Raw genomic sequence first — 15,947 nt, 5'->3', positions numbered from 1 at the left:
ATCGCCCTTTCTTCAAGCCACTCTTTTATGGTTCAAGCCTGTATAAACCTGATGTCAACCGCCGAGTCTTTTTTAAATGCAAACAAACTCTAGGGGACAAGATATTGGTATGTTGTTAAAAAAACTTGTTTGCGAAAATAATCCCCAGACAGTTGCAGAGTTAATCGACGCACAACTCAAAACTGGTCAACTGACTTGGACTCAACTCAAAACACAAGTTTTCGAGCAGCACTGGCGGGACGAATCTTTGCAGGATGTCTTCACAGAAATTGCAGCTAAATTAGATAGAGAAACAGCGAGCGAACTGATAGAATGTTTGACGGATCAAAACGGTCAACCGGAAAAATTTATTAATTTGTTTTTAGCAGCGGGCTGCCTGTTAAAAGTTAAAAATGGCATCAATAAAAACACCGAAAAAAAACTGTTAAATGCTTTAAAAAAGCTATCACAATACGGTACGGCTTTCCTGATTCTTTATCAAAACGCTCAAGAATTGCAGGAAACTTATCAAATTCGCGATCGCTCGATCGCAACGATCGCCCAAACCTGGAAAAACGACCCCCAAACCCTGCCCTGGCTGAAAATACTCGCACACTCCAGCGACAGCGGCGAAGTCCGGGCCACAGCAGTCAAAGCCATAGCCCGCAGTTGGTCTGACGAGCCAGAAATTTACCTGATGCTCAAAAAACTCGCTAAATTCGATACAAGTTGGGCAGTGCGATCGGCTGCGATCGCAGAAATGGTCGCGGGTTGGCCCGATAAAAAGGATACCTTGCAAGTGGTGACCGCCCTGGCTCAGTTCGATCGCAGTCCGACCGTCCGCACCTGCGCGCTGGAACTGTTGGCCCGTCGTTGGCGCGATCGAACAGATACCTTACTGCTGCTGAGAACCGCCGCCGAATCCGACGAAAATTTGGGAGTGCGAGTCGCAGCGTGGCAAGAAATAGCCAGAGGTTGGCACAGCGTTTTAGGTACTTTCTCCCTGCTCAAAAACTTGACCGAGACAGGAACTTCTACCCTGCGAACATTAGCTGTGCGGGAGTTGGCAGCGGGCTGGCAGGCCGTGGCAGAAGTTGGCCTGCTGCTGAAAACCCTAGCCGTATCCGACAGCAGCGAACAAGTGCGGACAGCAGCGATCGAAGAATTAGCTTCGCGCTGGCGGGCCCAACCAGAGATTTACCCGCTGCTCAAAAGTATCGCCGAGTCCGACCAGAGTTCCACCGTCCGGCAGGCAGCAGTCCAAGGAATTGCCTCTGGCTGGCCGTCTAACCCCGCAACTCTGCCTTTTTTGCAAAATATAGCTGCGGGCGATCGCGACGCCGAACTGCGCGAAATAGCCCTGCAACAGATTGCCGCAGGATGGCCCGACAGCCCGGAGACATTGCCCCTGTTGCAAAAAATAGCGGCCTCAGAGGATTATTGGACTGTGCGCCAAGTAGTAGTAGCAGCCGCAGCCACCTTACCGTCAGCCAGTCTCGAAGTCTTTGAGTGGTTGAAAAATCTCGCCGAGTCAGACAGACACCTCAACGTCCGAGAAACTGCGGTGGAACAGATAGCAAGGGGCTGGGGACACCGCGACGAGACTTTGCTTTTTCTCAAAAAACTCGCGGAGTCGGAGGGAGACGCTCACCTGCTGAGCGTGCTGGTGCGAGAAATAGCGCGGAAATGGCCCGAAGAGCCGGAAACCTTGCTGTGGTTGAAAATTCAGCTTGATTCTGGCGAGGAGGAGGTGCGGGAAGTGGCGGTGCAGGAACTCGCTCGCAACTGGCCTTCGGGTGCTGAAACTTGGAGGATGCTGGAGGTTAAAGCAGAGGGCGATGAGAGTCCGGCGGTTAGGCAAATCGCTTTGCAAAAGTTAGCTCGCGGGCGGACAAATGAGTCTCAAACTTTTGAGTGGCTGAAAATTCGGGCAGCGCAGGATGAAGATTCTCAGGTGCGGGCGATCGCTCTGGTAGAGTTAATGCGGGGGTGGAAAGACGAGCCTGGAATGTTTGAGTTTTTGCGCCAGAGAGCTCTGACTGACTCCTACGATAGAACAGGTTCTTTTGCTTACAATCCCAGATTTACAGCACTCGAAGCAATTATCGAACATTATCCCGAAAATGCGGAAACTTTGCCTCTGGTGCGATCGCTGGCCGTTTCCGACGCCGACGAGCAAGTGCGAGCCTTAGCGGGCCGCCGACTCAGGAGCCAAGACTGGTAAGTGGTTAGCTGGGACATAAATTGCGGCGATTTATGTTGATTTTTCCGCGCGATTTATGTTAATTTTTGCCCCGGAGCGCGGGTTATGGTTCCACCAAAAACTCAATTCATATCAAATCCGGTAGCATCGGAATGATTCAGATATATATTCTCGGACTCTGTGTACTCTGCGTACTAATAAGGTTAAATCACCTGACGATGCAAGGGGAAACGATATCATTCCGACAAAAGCCCGATCGCACCCCGCACCGCTTCCCCCATCATCGAGCCGCGAACGTTGGCGGGCGCCGTTTTTTCCCACAAAATCAACTGTTCCCGAAAACCAGGGTCTTGCTTGGCCCGCTGCACGATCGCCTGACTAATGACTTTCCTCTGAATCTGAATAGTCGGAATACCTTGCTGCTTCAAATAATCCAACAGCCGCTGTACACTTTCAGAGAATTTATCCGGCGTTTGAGACATCAAAATAAACGAAATTTGACGCACCATTCGCTGGTAGATTTCCTGTTTTCTGACCAACACTTCGTTGTGACTTGGCTCCTGCGGCTCCACACTGTTACTCGCAACAGCCAAATCTAGCAAACCCCAAATTTCTGCCCGCTTGGCTAAAACCTTTTCCAACATATCTGGATAAAGCGCCAAAATGCGATCGCCCAAAATCTTGCCATTCACCAAACGGTTAGCGCTCAGCCGCAGTAAATTTTGTTCTCCAGCAGACTCAAAAAATTGAACATTCAACTGAAGTTGCCAACTCTCCAACTCCACCCGACGCACCGTAAACACCAAAGCCTCCCAATTAGGAAAATCAGCAAAATAGACCTCCACAATAGAACTTTCCTCTTGATTCTGCCGCCCCAATTCCCCAGACTCAAAATCGCGAGCCGCCGGAAAGCGATTTGCCGCAACTTTCGCAGCATAATCAAACTGAGTAAAAACATACCCGCAGTCAACTTTTGACAGATCCACATCTTGAACCTGCCAATTTTGAATGCAGCAACCCGTAAGCTGCGCCCCCTCCAAACTCGTCCGAATCAAACGACACTCAATCAAACAAGCTTCTCTTAAATCCGCCTCACCTAACATCGCATCCATCAAATAAGCGCCACTCAAATCAGCTTTCCGCAAATCAGCACCGCGCAAATTAGCCTCGCTCAAATCCGCCCGCAGCAAATACACTCCTTGCAAGTTAGCTCGCAGCAAAAGTGCCTTCTTAAAACTCGCTTTCAACAAATAAGCACCCGCCAAATTAGCCCGACTCAAATCAGCATTATCGAGTACAGCCTCCGTCAAATCCGCCCCCGCCAGCACAGCTCGGTGCAAGTCAGCGCCCGCCAGATTTGCCGATCGCATTTGAGCACCATTTAAATCAGCTTCAATCAAATTTACACCGCTCAAAATTGCCGATCGCAAATTTGCTTCCACCAAATGCGCTTCCCGCAAATTAGCATCCGTTAAATTAGCACCAACAAGACTGGCGCAGTTGAGATTCGCCTCCATCAACTTCGCCCCCATCAACTGCGCGCCGTCGAGTTTAGCTTTCTCCAAATTAATTTGGTCAGATTTAACTTTTTGAAGATTAGCACCGCCCAAATCCGCTTCAGAAAGCACCGTCCAATTGAGTTCTGCAGCTTCCAAACAAGCAAAGCGCAAATCCGCTTTCGCAACATTTGCCCCGCTCAAATTTGCCCCGCTCAAATTTGCCCCGGACATCACTGCATTGCGGAGATCCGCGCGGCGCAAACAAGCTCCAATTAACTTAGCATTGCTCAAACAAGACCAGCTCAAATTAGCACCGGTCAAGTTAGCACCTGTGAGGTTTATTTCTCGCAGGTTGACACCGCTTAAACTAGCACCGCTGAGGTCAATGTGAGCAAAGTTGCGCTCTCCTTCTTGGTAGCGCAGCAAAAATTCTTGTACTTGCATTCGGAGGGGAAGGGGAAGGGGAATAGGAATGAAACAACTATCTCTAGTCTTGTAAAATAACTGTTATCCCGTTGGCAGCGAGGAATTTATTCCTCTAATTTATTGCGGAAGACATTCCTCATTACAAATTATTTTTAGGTTGCCATTTGGGAATTTATTTTTCTATTTTATTGCAGAATATATGGGAGCATCTCAGTTTGGCAAAAAGCATTTTTTTATGGTAGTGCGAGCGTCCACCCTCGCCTATTATACTCCCCGCTCCCTTATTATACTCGCGACTCGTCTATTATACTCGCTCTTCGGGGACGCTCGCACGCTCAAATGCCAAACTGAGATGCTCCCGAATACATTCCTCACTACGAACCATTTTTAAGTTAGTAATTAAGAATTTATTCCTTTGATTGTTTGCGGACTCAAGTCCTCACGACAAATCATTTTGATTTTGCTAGAACCACGGAATTTATGTGATTCGTAATTTGTGCTAATAGGATATTTTTAGAGGAATCGCTGCAATTCTCCCTGCAAATACTTGGCCCATTTAGTTGCTAGAGGAACTTCTGTAAAAGGAACCTGCACGGCCGCAGCATCTTTCAACAAAAACTCTAGGGCGATCGCACTTCCCGAATTCGGTGGCGACTCTAAATCTACCACAGCGCCGTTAACTAACAACCTGAGCGACTGCACATCTTTTAAAGAAAAAGTTTGCAAATTCACAGGCCCGCTGCGAGTAGGTTTCCCCCAAGTCAAACAGTCTTCTTGCTGACCCAGTACAGCATAAATATCGTACTTGGCCTTGGCGAATTGTTCCGCCCAGACGCGATAGGCTTCTAACTTTTGATACTCGTTCCATCCAGCCCAAGCCAGAGCAATAAAAATTGCTAGCAGCGGCAACCACATTAAACCTCTTTCCATGCAATATCCTTGTGAAAAATACTCCCGGTTTTCTTTGCCATCTGCTTTAATGATACAATTTATTGAACTACTCAAACTTGCTTGGCAATTTAAACTAGAAATTACACCCATTTGCGATCGCGCGGGTAGCCACCGCCACCATATACCAAAAGCCCGCCCGCGAGTTTGACCGCAGCCACAACCAAGAAAACTGGCGATCGCGATGAAAATTCGGTTATTGTGGTGAACAAGCCTTCCCTCAACGGACGATCGGCAATGAAAAAAATTTTCTTTCTGTGCTTATTTTTAATCGGGCTTGGCTGGGCAATTTCTAATTTCCCAGGACTTGCTACTCAAGGCACCTACGACTCGATTGTGCTGGATTTCCGCGAAGATATCGGTAATCCTGATATTGCAAAACGAGTAGAAGAACTCGCCCAGCAGTACAAAGTCACACCGCAACTCAACAGTGAGTTTTCTAAAGAGGATAATGTGTATGTTGTCAAGGGCGATCGCACTTTGCTAAACGCCCTGAGAAAATCAAAGTTGGCTAAAGATACCGAATACATTGAACCGAACTACATTTACAGCGCTTACGAGATTCCCAACGACCCAATGTATGTCAAGCAGTGGAATCTCCGCAGCATCAACGTAGAATCGGCTTGGAACGAAACAAAAGGCAGCGGCACAACAGTAGCGGTAATTGATACCGGCATTACTCCCGTCGCCGACTTAAAAGAAACCAAATTTGTACCGGGCTACGACTTTGTAAACGATCGCGCCGAAGCCTACGATGACAACGGCCACGGCACTCACGTCGCAGGTACTGTCGCCCAATCAACTAACAACAACTACGGCGTTGCAGGCATCGCTTACGAAGCAGCTTTAATGCCGCTGAAAGTATTAAGCGGCAGCGGCGGCGGTACAGTTTCCGACATTGCTGAAGCAATTAAATTTGCAGCAGACAACGGCGCAGATGTCATCAACATGAGTTTAGGCGGCGGCGGCGAAAGTCAATTAATGGAAGAAGCCATCGACTACGCCCACTCTAAAGGCGTTGTCATCATCGCCGCCGCCGGCAACTCCGGCGACAGTTCGGCATCCTATCCCGCCCGCTATCCCCACGTCATCGGCGTTTCCGCCCTCGGCCCCAACGAAGAAAAAGCTGATTATTCCAATTTCGGCGCGGGTGTTGACATTTCAGCCCCCGGCGGTTCTGAACTAGGCAAAATTCTCCAAAGTACCATCGACCCAGAAACCGGTGCCGAAATCTTTGAAGGCTACCAAGGTACCAGCATGGCTGCACCTCACGTTGCCGGCGTTGCAGCCCTGATCAAAGCCTCCGGTGTCACAGAACCAGACCAAATTCGCAGCATACTCTTGCAGTCGTCGCGAAATGTCACAGAAGACCCCTTAAACCATTTTGGTTCGGGACACCTAGACGCAGGCGCAGCAGTTCAGCTAGCCCAGCGCGGACAAATCAACTTCCGCGACTTCTTCCGCTGGCTGCGCGACAACGGCTATCTCAGCCCCCGCTTCTGGATAGACGGCGGTGCAGTCGCCCTGTTGCCGAAAATTGCAATGGTGCTCGGTTCTTACCTGCTGGCTTTCATTATGCGGAATTATTTTCCGTTCCAGTGGACTTGGGGCTTTTCCGGCGGCTTGATGGCTGGAAGTTCTGGGTTCTTTTTCCTCCGCAACTTGTTTGTATTTGACTTGCCGCAGTGGCCGATGAGAATCATGGGCAGTTCTATTCCCGAACTCGGCGGTGCAATTAATGGCAGCAGTATGCTGAATCCTTTGTTTGCTAGTGTTTTGATTCCGGGGATTTTGATTGTTTTGCTGTTGGGACATCAACAGTGGAAGTGGATTGCGATCGCCACTTCGATCGGCTTTGCTAGCTGTTTAGCAGTGAATGCTGTAATCTCTCCTGCAGTTTGGGGATTGGGAACTGGTTTAGTAGCACAAACATTCTTGATTGTCAATGCTTTGTTGTGTTTTGGATTGGCACATTTAGCACTTAAAACAGAGGCGCAGTCAGCATGAGTATTACTGTCAAAGGCAAAATTGAACGCCAAGGATTAGGCCCTGGTACCTGGGCTTTGGTTGGCGAAAATGGAGAAACTTATGAACTTAAGGATGCTCCTTCTGACTTGAAAAAAGATGGTTTGAAAGTTAGTGTCAAAGGTATAGTCCGCAAGGATATCATGACTTTTGCGATGATCGGCCCGGTGCTTGAGGTGCAGTCTTTTGAAGTCTTGTAGCTCGATCGACTAATCCAGCTTTCAAACAAAAAAACCCCGGCCTTCATTGGCTGGGGTTTATTAATCAGGGTGCATCTACTAATCTAGTCTCCGGTAACACCGCACCTCTTTCAGGACAATTTCATAAAATTGATGATTTCAGAAACCCGGTTTCTTTCAACATTTCTTGTCACAAAGCCCAAAACTCCTAGAAACCGGGTTTCTCGGCCCATACGTCAGCCCTAAAACTGTCGCTAGCTGTCGTTATAGCTAATTTTTGCCAAAAAAACCCCGGCCAAAATTGGTCGGGAGTTAATTAATCAGGGTGCATCTACCAATTAAGCTTCCTGGGAATTCCACCACAATCCGGAAACTCACCTCAAATTTGTTCAGCATCAGCCTTAACACAAAAAAAACCCGGCCAAAATTGGTCGGGAGTTAATTAATCAGGGTGCATCTACTAATCTAGTCTCCGGTAGCACCGTACCTCTTTCGGGACAATTTCGGAAAATTGATGATTTCAGAAACCCGGTTTCTTTCAACATTTCTCGTCACAGAGTCCAAAACTCCTAGAAACCGGGTTTCTCGGCCCCGATGACTCAGCCATAAAACTGTCGCTACCTGTCGTTATCCCTAATTTTTGCCAAAAAAAACCCGGCCAAAATTGGTCGGGGGTTAATTAATCAGGGTGCATCTACTAATCTAATCTCCGGTAACACCGCACCTCTTTCAGGATAATTTGGCAGAATTTGCGAAAATTCGCGGCTCAGCTTGGATACGCAAAAAAAAACCAAACCAAAATTGGTCGGGAGTTAATTAATCAGGGTGCATCTACTAATCTAGTTATCGTTTTTACAGCGATGGTTTATAAAACAGTTTAAAATATACTCAATGAGTTTATTTTGATGAATTGATACCTGATGTTTTTTTTAAATTTATGCGAGTTATCAGCAAAAGAACCCTGAGAGACTTTTGGGAAAAACACCCCAATGCCGAACCCAATTTATTACAATGGTATCAGCGAACGTCCGAGGCAGCATGGAAAAACCTCGCAGAAGTCCGCCAAGTTTTTCTCGCGTGCCGATATCGTAGGAAATTTTACAATTTTTAATATCAGTGGCAACAACTACCGACTCATTACCTTTATCGATTATGAATATCAGCTAATTTTCATCCGTCGCCTACTAACTCATGCCGAATATAACAAGGAGAATTGGAAAAATGACAGTTGGTTTAAAAACTCCTAGCAACTACTATATGGAACTCATCACCACCTTTCCACCGCGCCCGATCGCTAATGATGATGAATTAATCGCCACGCAAACTCGCATCAATGAAATTCTCGATCGATCGAGTATCACCTCCGACGATCGGGATTATTTAAAAGTGTTGGGTACACTGGTCTATGACTATGAAGAAGAACACGAAATTTGGCCTACCTTGAAAGGAATTGCCCTGGTGAAAACATTAATAAATGAAGATAACGTTTCGCCAGAAAAATTGTTAGAAATCTTTGAGAGTGAAGAGATTTTTAACGAAGTTATGATGAGCAAGAGAGAACTAACTGTCAGTCAATTAAAAAAACTCGGAGAGTTATTTCACATCTCGCCATCTGCTTTTGTGGACTAAAACTTTTCTCTAGCCTCACAGCACCTTTTTCAGGGAAAATCTGACTTTTAACCGCGATACAGGCAGATTGACCCTGACAGGCGTTGATTTAGTGCTGATTTGTGGTAAAAAGTGCGATCGCAAAAAAAACCCGGCCTTCATTGGTCGGGAGTTAATTAATCAGGGTGCATCTACTAATCTAATCTCCGCTAACACAGCACCTCTTTCAGGACAATTTGGCAGAATTTGCGAAAATTGGCGGCTCAGCTTGGATACCGCAAAAAAAAAACCCAAACCAAAATTGGTCGGGAGTTAATTAATCAGGGTGCATCTACTAATCTAATCTCCCACCCGACAGCACCTTTTTCAGGACAATTGCGGAAAATTGATGATTTCAGAAACCCGGTTTCTTTCAACATTTCTTGTCACAGAGTCCAAAACTCCTAGAAACCGGGTTTCTCGGCCCCGATGACTCAGCCATCAAACTGTCGCTACCTGTCGTTATCCCTAACTTTTGCCAAAAAAAACCCGGCCAAAATTGGTCGGGAGTTAATTAATCAGGGTGCATCTACCAATCCACTTTCCTGGGAATTTCATCGCAATCCGGACAGTCGCCACTAAAAACTCAAATTTCTTTGCGGTGAACCAGAGTTGCACTAGCTTGGTCTGTCGGAACTAGCAAGACTTCGCTAATATTGACGTGGGGCGATCGCGTGGCGCAAAAATATACTACATCGGCTACATCATCCGCCGTCAAAGGTGTCAGTCCTTGATAGACATTCTTCGCTTTTTCTGCATCGCCGTGAAACCGGACATTGCTAAATTCTGTTTCCACCAAACCGGGTTCTATTTCCGTCACTCGCACCGCTGTTCCCAAAAGGTCTTGTTTCAACCCATCAGAAATCGCTCTCACCGCTGCTTTGGAAGCACAATAAACACTACCTTTCGGGTAAGCTTGGCGGCCTGCTATTGAGCCGATATTGACTACGTGGCCGCCGCCTCGGCTGACCATTCCCGGTACGATGTAGCGAGTCATGTAAAGCAAGCCTTTCACATTGGTATCAATCATTTCTTCCCAATCTTGAAAGTTGCCTTCGTGCAGTTTGTCTAAACCGCGGCTCAATCCGGCATTGTTAATCAGAATATCGATGTTTTTCCACGCATCGGGAAGCGCAGCGATCGCCGATTCGACTTGCGGGCGATCGCGCACGTCCAATTCTAGCAAGTAAATCTCGTTCATCGACGGGACGGATTTTGTTTCTACAAGTTCCTTTGCCAGTCGATCGAGCTTTTCAACGCGGCGGGCTGCTAAAATTAGTTTAGCTCCACCTTTGGCAAATATCTGGGCACAAGCCGCTCCGATACCGCTACTCGCACCCGTAATGAAAACAATTTGATTTTGGATAGAAATCATTTTTTGGTTATTGGTTATTGGTTATTGGTTATTGGTTATTGGTTATTTGTTATTCGTTATTCGTTGTTGGTTATTGGTTATTTGTTATTGGTTATTGGTTATTTGTTATTCGTTATTCGTTGTTGGTTATTGGTTATTTGTTATTGGTTATTGGTTATTGGTTATTTGTTATTGGTTATTCGTTGTTGTTTATTGGTTATTCGTTGTTGGTTATTTGTTATTAAGCTGTTGCGACAGTTAAATTGAATGTCAAAAAACATCTAAATCTTGTGGGTGTACCGCCCGCCCTGAACATACAATTTAAATGCGTGACAGCTTAGTTACTCACTTGGGGCTACTAATAACTAATAACATTAATATTCACAGCCAACTGTCAACTGCTAACTGTCAACAGCCAACAGTCAACAGTCAACAATCAACACTCAACAATTCCCATAACACCTATTTTTATTACTTGACAACCCGCAACCGCACGCTAACCGTTGCAATTCCGCCTTGTCTCATCAAAACTGCTGATATCCAGCGATTCTCTGGCGTGGCCGGGGCTTTCCCTACTTTAAAAATACCCCCAGAATTCAGCAACTCCAAGTCGATTTCTGACGGATTAAACAATGTTTTTTCGGTAATCGGTTCATCCAAAACAGTTCCTATTAAAATATCGTCGCCGATTGGTTCTCGAACAATGGCATCAAAATGGTACTCTTCCCCCACTTTCACTTGTTCGGGCCAACTCACTTGAATTGTGGGAGGATTTTTACCAGAAGTCAGCTCAGTTTGTTCTGCTAAAATCTCTTGCTTAACTATTTTTTCACCTTCAAAACGCTGCTGAGAACGGATGGTAGCTTTGAGATTTAAGTCGAGGCCATCTTTTTTCTGAGTGCCGGTAATTGTAGTTACGGTTTCGGCGATAATGGCGCTACCTTCGGTTTTCCAAGATTTGAGATCGGTGCGGTAATTTAAACTCGGATATCGATCCCAGAGTTGGGTGAGGGCTTTTTCCATGATGCGGCTGTTTAAGCCGTCAGAATGGGTGAAATTTGCGCTGTAAAATGCCATGACTGCTTTGACATCGCGTCGGTTGGCTGCTGCGTCAATTTCTGTTAGCAGTTTGGTGAGGGGGGCGGGCGCATTGGCTGGGGTTTGGACGATCGCCCTGGGAGTAGCCCCCATCGGCGCGATCGCCCCTACAGCAGTTGGATGCAGCACGCCAGCACTTACCGCTGTTAAACATAACAACATTTGAGCGATCGACAGCCCGCAGTTAAAGCCAAAAACGATCGGGCGTTGGCGCAGCCCGCCCCTACGGGGGCTGCGCCAACGAAGAGGATCGGCTTTTTCGTCCCGACGGCTGCAAAAATACTGAGATACACTTGGCACTAAATTCAACAAATTACGCATTAGATGATACTTTGGTTATTTGTCAGGGGTCGCGGCACGGGCAATTGTTCGCCTGCAACGAAAACTGACAACGGAAGGAGGGACATGGCACAATCTAATTTTAGATGGCTGATTGAAAATTGGCTGAAACTGCCGGAATAATAAGCATAATAATCTAAAACCTCTAATCTAAAATCGATCGACCTGTGGAACTTGTAAAAGAGACAAATACCTTGACAAAAGCCCCCCTGCGGTTGTTGGTTGCAGCTAGCGGTACCGGAGGACATTTATTTCCAGCGATCGCCACCGCCGCCGAGTTGACCGACTGTCACATCGAATGGCTGGGAGTCCCAGACCGCATGGAAACGCAGTTAGTTTCATCGCTTTACCCCCTCCACACGATCGCCGTCGAAGGCTTTCAGCAGCGATTTGGACTCGGTACAGCGCGTATTTTGGGCGGACTGCTCGGCTCGATCCTTAAGGTGCGAAAGTTGCTTAAAGAAGGAAATTTTCAGGGAGTGTTTACTACCGGCGGTTACATCGCAGCACCGACAATTTTGGCGGCTCGCTCTTTGGGTTTGCCGGTGATTCTCCACGAATCTAACGCAATTCCCGGAAAGGTGACGCGGTGGTTTAGTCCTTTTTGCACTGCTGTGGCGATCGGATTTGCAGCAGCAGCCAAACATTTACCCCGCGCGAAAACCGTGGTTGCTGGTACACCGGTGCGATCGCAATTCCTCACGCCGCAACCTCTAAAGTTACCAATTCCTGACAGCGTACCTGTAATTTTAGTCATGGGCGGCTCTCAAGGTGCTGTCGCAGTCAATCAATTAGTGCGCGAGTGTGCACCGGCTTGGTTTGATGCAGGTGCTTGGGTAGTTCACCTCACCGGAAATAATGACCCGGATGCTGAGAGTTTGAAGCACGAGCAATATTTGTCAATGCCATTTTACGACAATATGGCGAGTTTGTTGCAGCGAGCAAATATAGCAATTAGTCGATCGGGCGCTAGTGCTCTGACAGAATTAGCTGTTACCGGAGTACCTTCTATTTTAATTCCTTTTCCTTACGCCGCTGACGACCACCAAAGATTTAACGCCGAAGTATTTGCCGCATCAGGAGCCGCCGCAGTATTCCGTCAAAGCGAACTCACAGCAGAAGTATTGCAAAGCAAAGTGTTGTATTTATTAAAAGATTCCGAATATTTGGCCAAAATGTCTCAAGCTGCTGCTCACTTAGCGGTGACAGACAGTACGGAACGTTTGGCAAATTTGGTCAGAGAATTGTTGAGTCGGTAGTAAAAATTTGACATCGCTACTAATTTAACAAGATATTTTTTAATCAGGGTAAAGCGTAAAGTCTCTATCCAGCCAAATAATATAAAGCACAGCCCCATCTCGATAACCAACCATCGGAGCCATCCCGCCAAACCGAAAAGCAATAAAATTTACATCATCCTGAAGATGGCTAGGAATAGCCACTCTCATGGAACTTTTAGCAATCTTCTCATAGCCAGAGCCGTGACGGCCAGAAGCATTAATCTGGCTTCAGGTAAGCTGACTTAACTTGTAGAGAGTATCTGCAAAAGCTGCCTTTTCATCTTTTGTACACTGAGAAAGAAAGTAATCTTTATTCATGTATCGCAAAGAAAATAAAGGCGACTGCTGCTGGGGCCCTAAATCAACAGTTTCCCTAGCTGAAATCTTGGTTCTTGTTTCTTGGCCCTGATTTGCCTTAAACTGCTTCTTGACAATTGAGTTGAGTCTTGAAGTATTCCTGAAGCGATTGATGAGTAATTGTACCGCTATTTTGAGCTGCAAGTTTCCAGGGATATTCTTCTTGCGTCATGTTGCGTAACTTCCATGCAGCAAACTGCCCAAACACTGAGTAAACTTCATCAAGCAGGCTCTTAGTTGTTTCGTCATAAATCGAAAAGTCTATATCTTCAGGACATGGAATTGCACCAGCACCATACTTTTTATAGTGACGGTATAAATCAGGAACAACCGGGCCGTGAGTCCATGCTTCTATCGCTTCAGGAAATAGCAGTTCGTCGTACAAAGCTAAACGAAAGCCTTGAGCATAGTAAAGCAATTTCTGAAGTTTGAGATTAGATATCAGATCGCCAGCATCTTCACTTACCTGAGCCAAAAAGTATTTGGCTGTATCATCACAACTCAGCATAACTTACTTGGTTATCATTAAACGGCTTATTTCCATAATACTAGATGCGATCGCCCTAGGCGACATTCAGCTTCACAAAATCAACCACCGACGCTAAGCCATCCTGAGTCTTCAAGTTAGTAAAAACAAAAGGTTTCTCCCCGCGCATCTTTTTAGCATCCCGTTCCATCACCCCCAAATCTGCACCCACAAAAGGCGCGAGGTCTATCTTATTAATCACTAATAAATCCGATTTAGTAATTCCCGGCCCGCCCTTGCGCGGAATTTTATCGCCCGCAGCCACATCAATTACATAAATTGTCAAATCTACCAACTCCGGGCTAAAAGTCGCCGCCAAATTGTCGCCGCCGCTTTCGACAAAGACTAAATCTAAATCAGTAAATTTGTGTTCTAACTCTTCTATAGCTACCAAGTTGATCGAAGCATCTTCGCGGATGGCTGTGTGGGGACAGCCTCCCGTTTCTACGCCCAAAATGCGATCGCTCTCCAAAGCTTGACTCCGAACCAAAAACTGTGCATCTTCCTGAGTATAGATATCATTAGTCACCACAGCAATCTGGTACTGCAGTCGCAGCGCCTTACACAAAGCATCAAGCAAAGCAGTTTTCCCCGAACCAACCGGGCCAGCAATTCCTACACGAAAAGCACTCATAATTATTTTGGTAATTGGGCATTGGGCATGGGCCAAACAGGGCATTGGGCATCGGCCAAACAGGGCATTGGGCATCGGCCAAACAGGGCATTGGCCAAACAGGGCATCGGCCAAACAGGGCATCGGGGATGGGAAGTCGAAAGTTCAAACATTCTTCCCTCTTCCTTCTTCCGACGGACTTACATCCGTTACATCCGTTACATCCGTTACATCCCGTACATTGCTCGTTGCCGAACTTCCTTCTTCCTGATGACGTTGTACGGAAAGCTCCGAGGCGACAGCAAAACATGACTGATGACTAATGACTAATGACTAATGACTGATGACTAATGACTAATGACTAATGACTAATGACTAATGACTAATGACTAATGACTAATGACTAATGACTGATGACTAATGACTAATGACTGATGACTAATGACTAATGACTAATGACTAATGACTGATGACTGATGACTAATGACTGATGACTAATGACTAATGACTAATGACTGATGACTAATGACTAATGACTAATGACTAATGACTGATGACTAATGACTAATGACTGATGACTAATGACTTCCAATTTTCAACTCCGAAACAATCGAGTGTACTGAATTTCATGGGCCATGCTAGCCAGTCCCAATCCCCAACTACAACTAGCAAGATCATCGTCTTCTAATTGTAAAACTTCTCGCGCCGTAGAGTTAATTTGAAACTGTAAATCTAACAGCAACTGCTGGCCTGCAGTTTGACCCAAAGGAATCAGTTTCACGCCCGCACTCGCCAAATTTGCAGCCCAACTGTACAAATATCCTAACACGGCGGCTTCCTCTTCTATCTGCCAGTTGGCGGCGGCAATGCCAAAGCCGATCGCAAAATTGCACGGATTGCCGCCAGATTCCACCAAATCTTTGACAATAGTTGTTAAATCAGAAACAACGGGCGATTCCCTGCGGGATAGCTTCGCTTCACGCAAATCCAGCAACAACCGCGTCAAAGTCCGTCCCATCTGCCAACTTTGCAAGCGCAACTCTTCACTTTCCTTAGCAGCAGTCGCCCAAGCATTCCAGTAATTCAAAGCCCTCAAATCCCCAATTTTTGCCGCCCTCAAAGCCCGTATCGCCACAGCAGCTTCTACTCGCACCGCCCCGAATTGCAGCGAATTTTCCAACCAATTCCTCAAACTAATCTCGCTGTCGATCGCACCGGTTTCTACCAGACTTTCGATTCCCTCAGAATAACTATAAGCTCCCACAGGCGCAAAAGCTAACTGCAACAAACATAAAAGTTGATTGTTCACTGTTGACTGTTGACTGTTGACTGTTGACTGTTGACTGTTGACTGTTGACTGTTGACTGTTGTTATTTGTTATTTGTTATTTGTTATTTGTTGGTTGTTGTTTGCAATGCCCGATGCCCGATGCCCTGTTTGGCCGATGCCCTGTTTGGCCCATTCCCCATTCCCC

General features: G+C 46.5%; 14 protein-coding genes. 6 read left to right on the top strand and 8 right to left on the bottom strand.

Annotation, left to right across the window (positions count from 1 at the left end; genetic code table 11):
- Nucleotides 1-76 precede the first annotated feature (76 nt).
- Entirely contained in the window at nt 77-2,203 is a 2,127-nt protein-coding gene (locus tag IQ263_RS01790; protein WP_228049720.1) for a HEAT repeat domain-containing protein, read from the top strand.
- A gap of 215 nt (nt 2,204-2,418) precedes the next feature.
- Here IQ263_RS01790 and IQ263_RS01785 read toward each other — a convergent pair whose 3' ends face one another.
- On the bottom strand, nt 2,419-4,125 hold the full coding sequence (locus IQ263_RS01785; protein WP_194065904.1) for a pentapeptide repeat-containing protein: 1,707 nt from the start codon (nt 4,123-4,125) through the stop codon (nt 2,419-2,421).
- Nucleotides 4,126-4,620: 495 nt separating this feature from the next.
- On the bottom strand, nt 4,621-5,037 hold the full coding sequence (locus tag IQ263_RS01780) for a hypothetical protein (protein ID WP_194065903.1): 417 nt from the start codon (nt 5,035-5,037) through the stop codon (nt 4,621-4,623).
- Nucleotides 5,038-5,292: 255 nt separating this feature from the next.
- Between IQ263_RS01780 and IQ263_RS01775 the strand changes: the two genes are divergently transcribed.
- The 4 genes from IQ263_RS01775 (at nt 5,293) to IQ263_RS01760 (ending at nt 8,888) form a co-directional block, all read left to right on the top strand.
- Complete coding sequence (locus IQ263_RS01775; protein WP_194065977.1) at nt 5,293-7,062, top strand: S8 family peptidase; 1,770 nt, start codon at nt 5,293-5,295, stop codon at nt 7,060-7,062.
- Nucleotides 7,059-7,280 (top strand): hypothetical protein, encoded by a 222-nt coding sequence (locus IQ263_RS01770; RefSeq protein ID WP_194065902.1) that lies wholly within the window; start codon nt 7,059-7,061, stop codon nt 7,278-7,280. The genes IQ263_RS01775 and IQ263_RS01770 overlap by 4 nt, the downstream gene beginning before the upstream one ends.
- 968 nt (nt 7,281-8,248) lie before the next feature.
- Entirely contained in the window at nt 8,249-8,506 is a 258-nt protein-coding gene (locus IQ263_RS01765) for a type II toxin-antitoxin system HigB family toxin (RefSeq protein ID WP_255515787.1), read from the top strand.
- Nucleotides 8,481-8,888, top strand: coding sequence for a helix-turn-helix domain-containing protein (locus IQ263_RS01760; protein ID WP_194065901.1), 408 nt, complete (start codon nt 8,481-8,483; stop codon nt 8,886-8,888). The genes IQ263_RS01765 and IQ263_RS01760 overlap by 26 nt, the downstream gene beginning before the upstream one ends.
- Nucleotides 8,889-9,492: 604 nt before the next feature.
- Here IQ263_RS01760 and IQ263_RS01755 read toward each other — a convergent pair.
- Together IQ263_RS01755 and IQ263_RS01750 are read right to left on the bottom strand one after the other, a co-directional pair.
- Nucleotides 9,493-10,281: an SDR family oxidoreductase gene (locus IQ263_RS01755; RefSeq protein ID WP_194065900.1), complete on the bottom strand. Its 789-nt coding sequence runs from the start codon at nt 10,279-10,281 to the stop codon at nt 9,493-9,495.
- Between the two features lie 450 nt (nt 10,282-10,731).
- Nucleotides 10,732-11,679, bottom strand: coding sequence for a nuclear transport factor 2 family protein (locus IQ263_RS01750; protein ID WP_194065899.1), 948 nt, complete (start codon nt 11,677-11,679; stop codon nt 10,732-10,734).
- Nucleotides 11,680-11,864: 185 nt separating this feature from the next.
- On the opposite strand from IQ263_RS01750, the gene murG reads away from it, so the two are divergent.
- Nucleotides 11,865-12,956, top strand: coding sequence for an undecaprenyldiphospho-muramoylpentapeptide beta-N-acetylglucosaminyltransferase (gene murG / locus IQ263_RS01740; RefSeq protein WP_370588920.1), 1,092 nt, complete (start codon nt 11,865-11,867; stop codon nt 12,954-12,956).
- A gap of 39 nt (nt 12,957-12,995) precedes the next feature.
- On the opposite strand, the gene IQ263_RS28120 is transcribed toward murG, so the two are convergent.
- From IQ263_RS28120 to IQ263_RS01720, 4 genes are all read right to left on the bottom strand, one after another.
- On the bottom strand, nt 12,996-13,139 hold the full coding sequence (locus tag IQ263_RS28120; RefSeq protein WP_228049719.1) for a hypothetical protein: 144 nt from the start codon (nt 13,137-13,139) through the stop codon (nt 12,996-12,998).
- A 253-nt stretch (nt 13,140-13,392) separates the two neighbouring features.
- The gene (locus IQ263_RS01730) at nt 13,393-13,842 is read right to left on the bottom strand and encodes a Panacea domain-containing protein (RefSeq protein WP_194065897.1); all 450 of its coding nucleotides are present in this window, start codon (nt 13,840-13,842) and stop codon (nt 13,393-13,395) included.
- Nucleotides 13,843-13,897: 55 nt separating this feature from the next.
- Complete coding sequence (gene ureG, locus IQ263_RS01725; protein WP_194065896.1) at nt 13,898-14,494, bottom strand: urease accessory protein UreG; 597 nt, start codon at nt 14,492-14,494, stop codon at nt 13,898-13,900.
- A 574-nt stretch (nt 14,495-15,068) separates the two neighbouring features.
- Nucleotides 15,069-15,782: an urease accessory protein UreF gene (locus IQ263_RS01720; protein WP_194065895.1), complete on the bottom strand. Its 714-nt coding sequence runs from the start codon at nt 15,780-15,782 to the stop codon at nt 15,069-15,071.
- Between the last annotated feature and the right edge of the window lie 165 nt (nt 15,783-15,947).

Source organism: Tychonema sp. LEGE 06208, assembly GCF_015207505.1.
In the GTDB taxonomy this organism is placed as follows: domain Bacteria; phylum Cyanobacteriota; class Cyanobacteriia; order Cyanobacteriales; family Microcoleaceae; genus Microcoleus.
The sequence above is the reverse complement of the archived record's forward strand: the minus strand, read 5'-3'. Positions and strand labels throughout refer to the sequence as shown.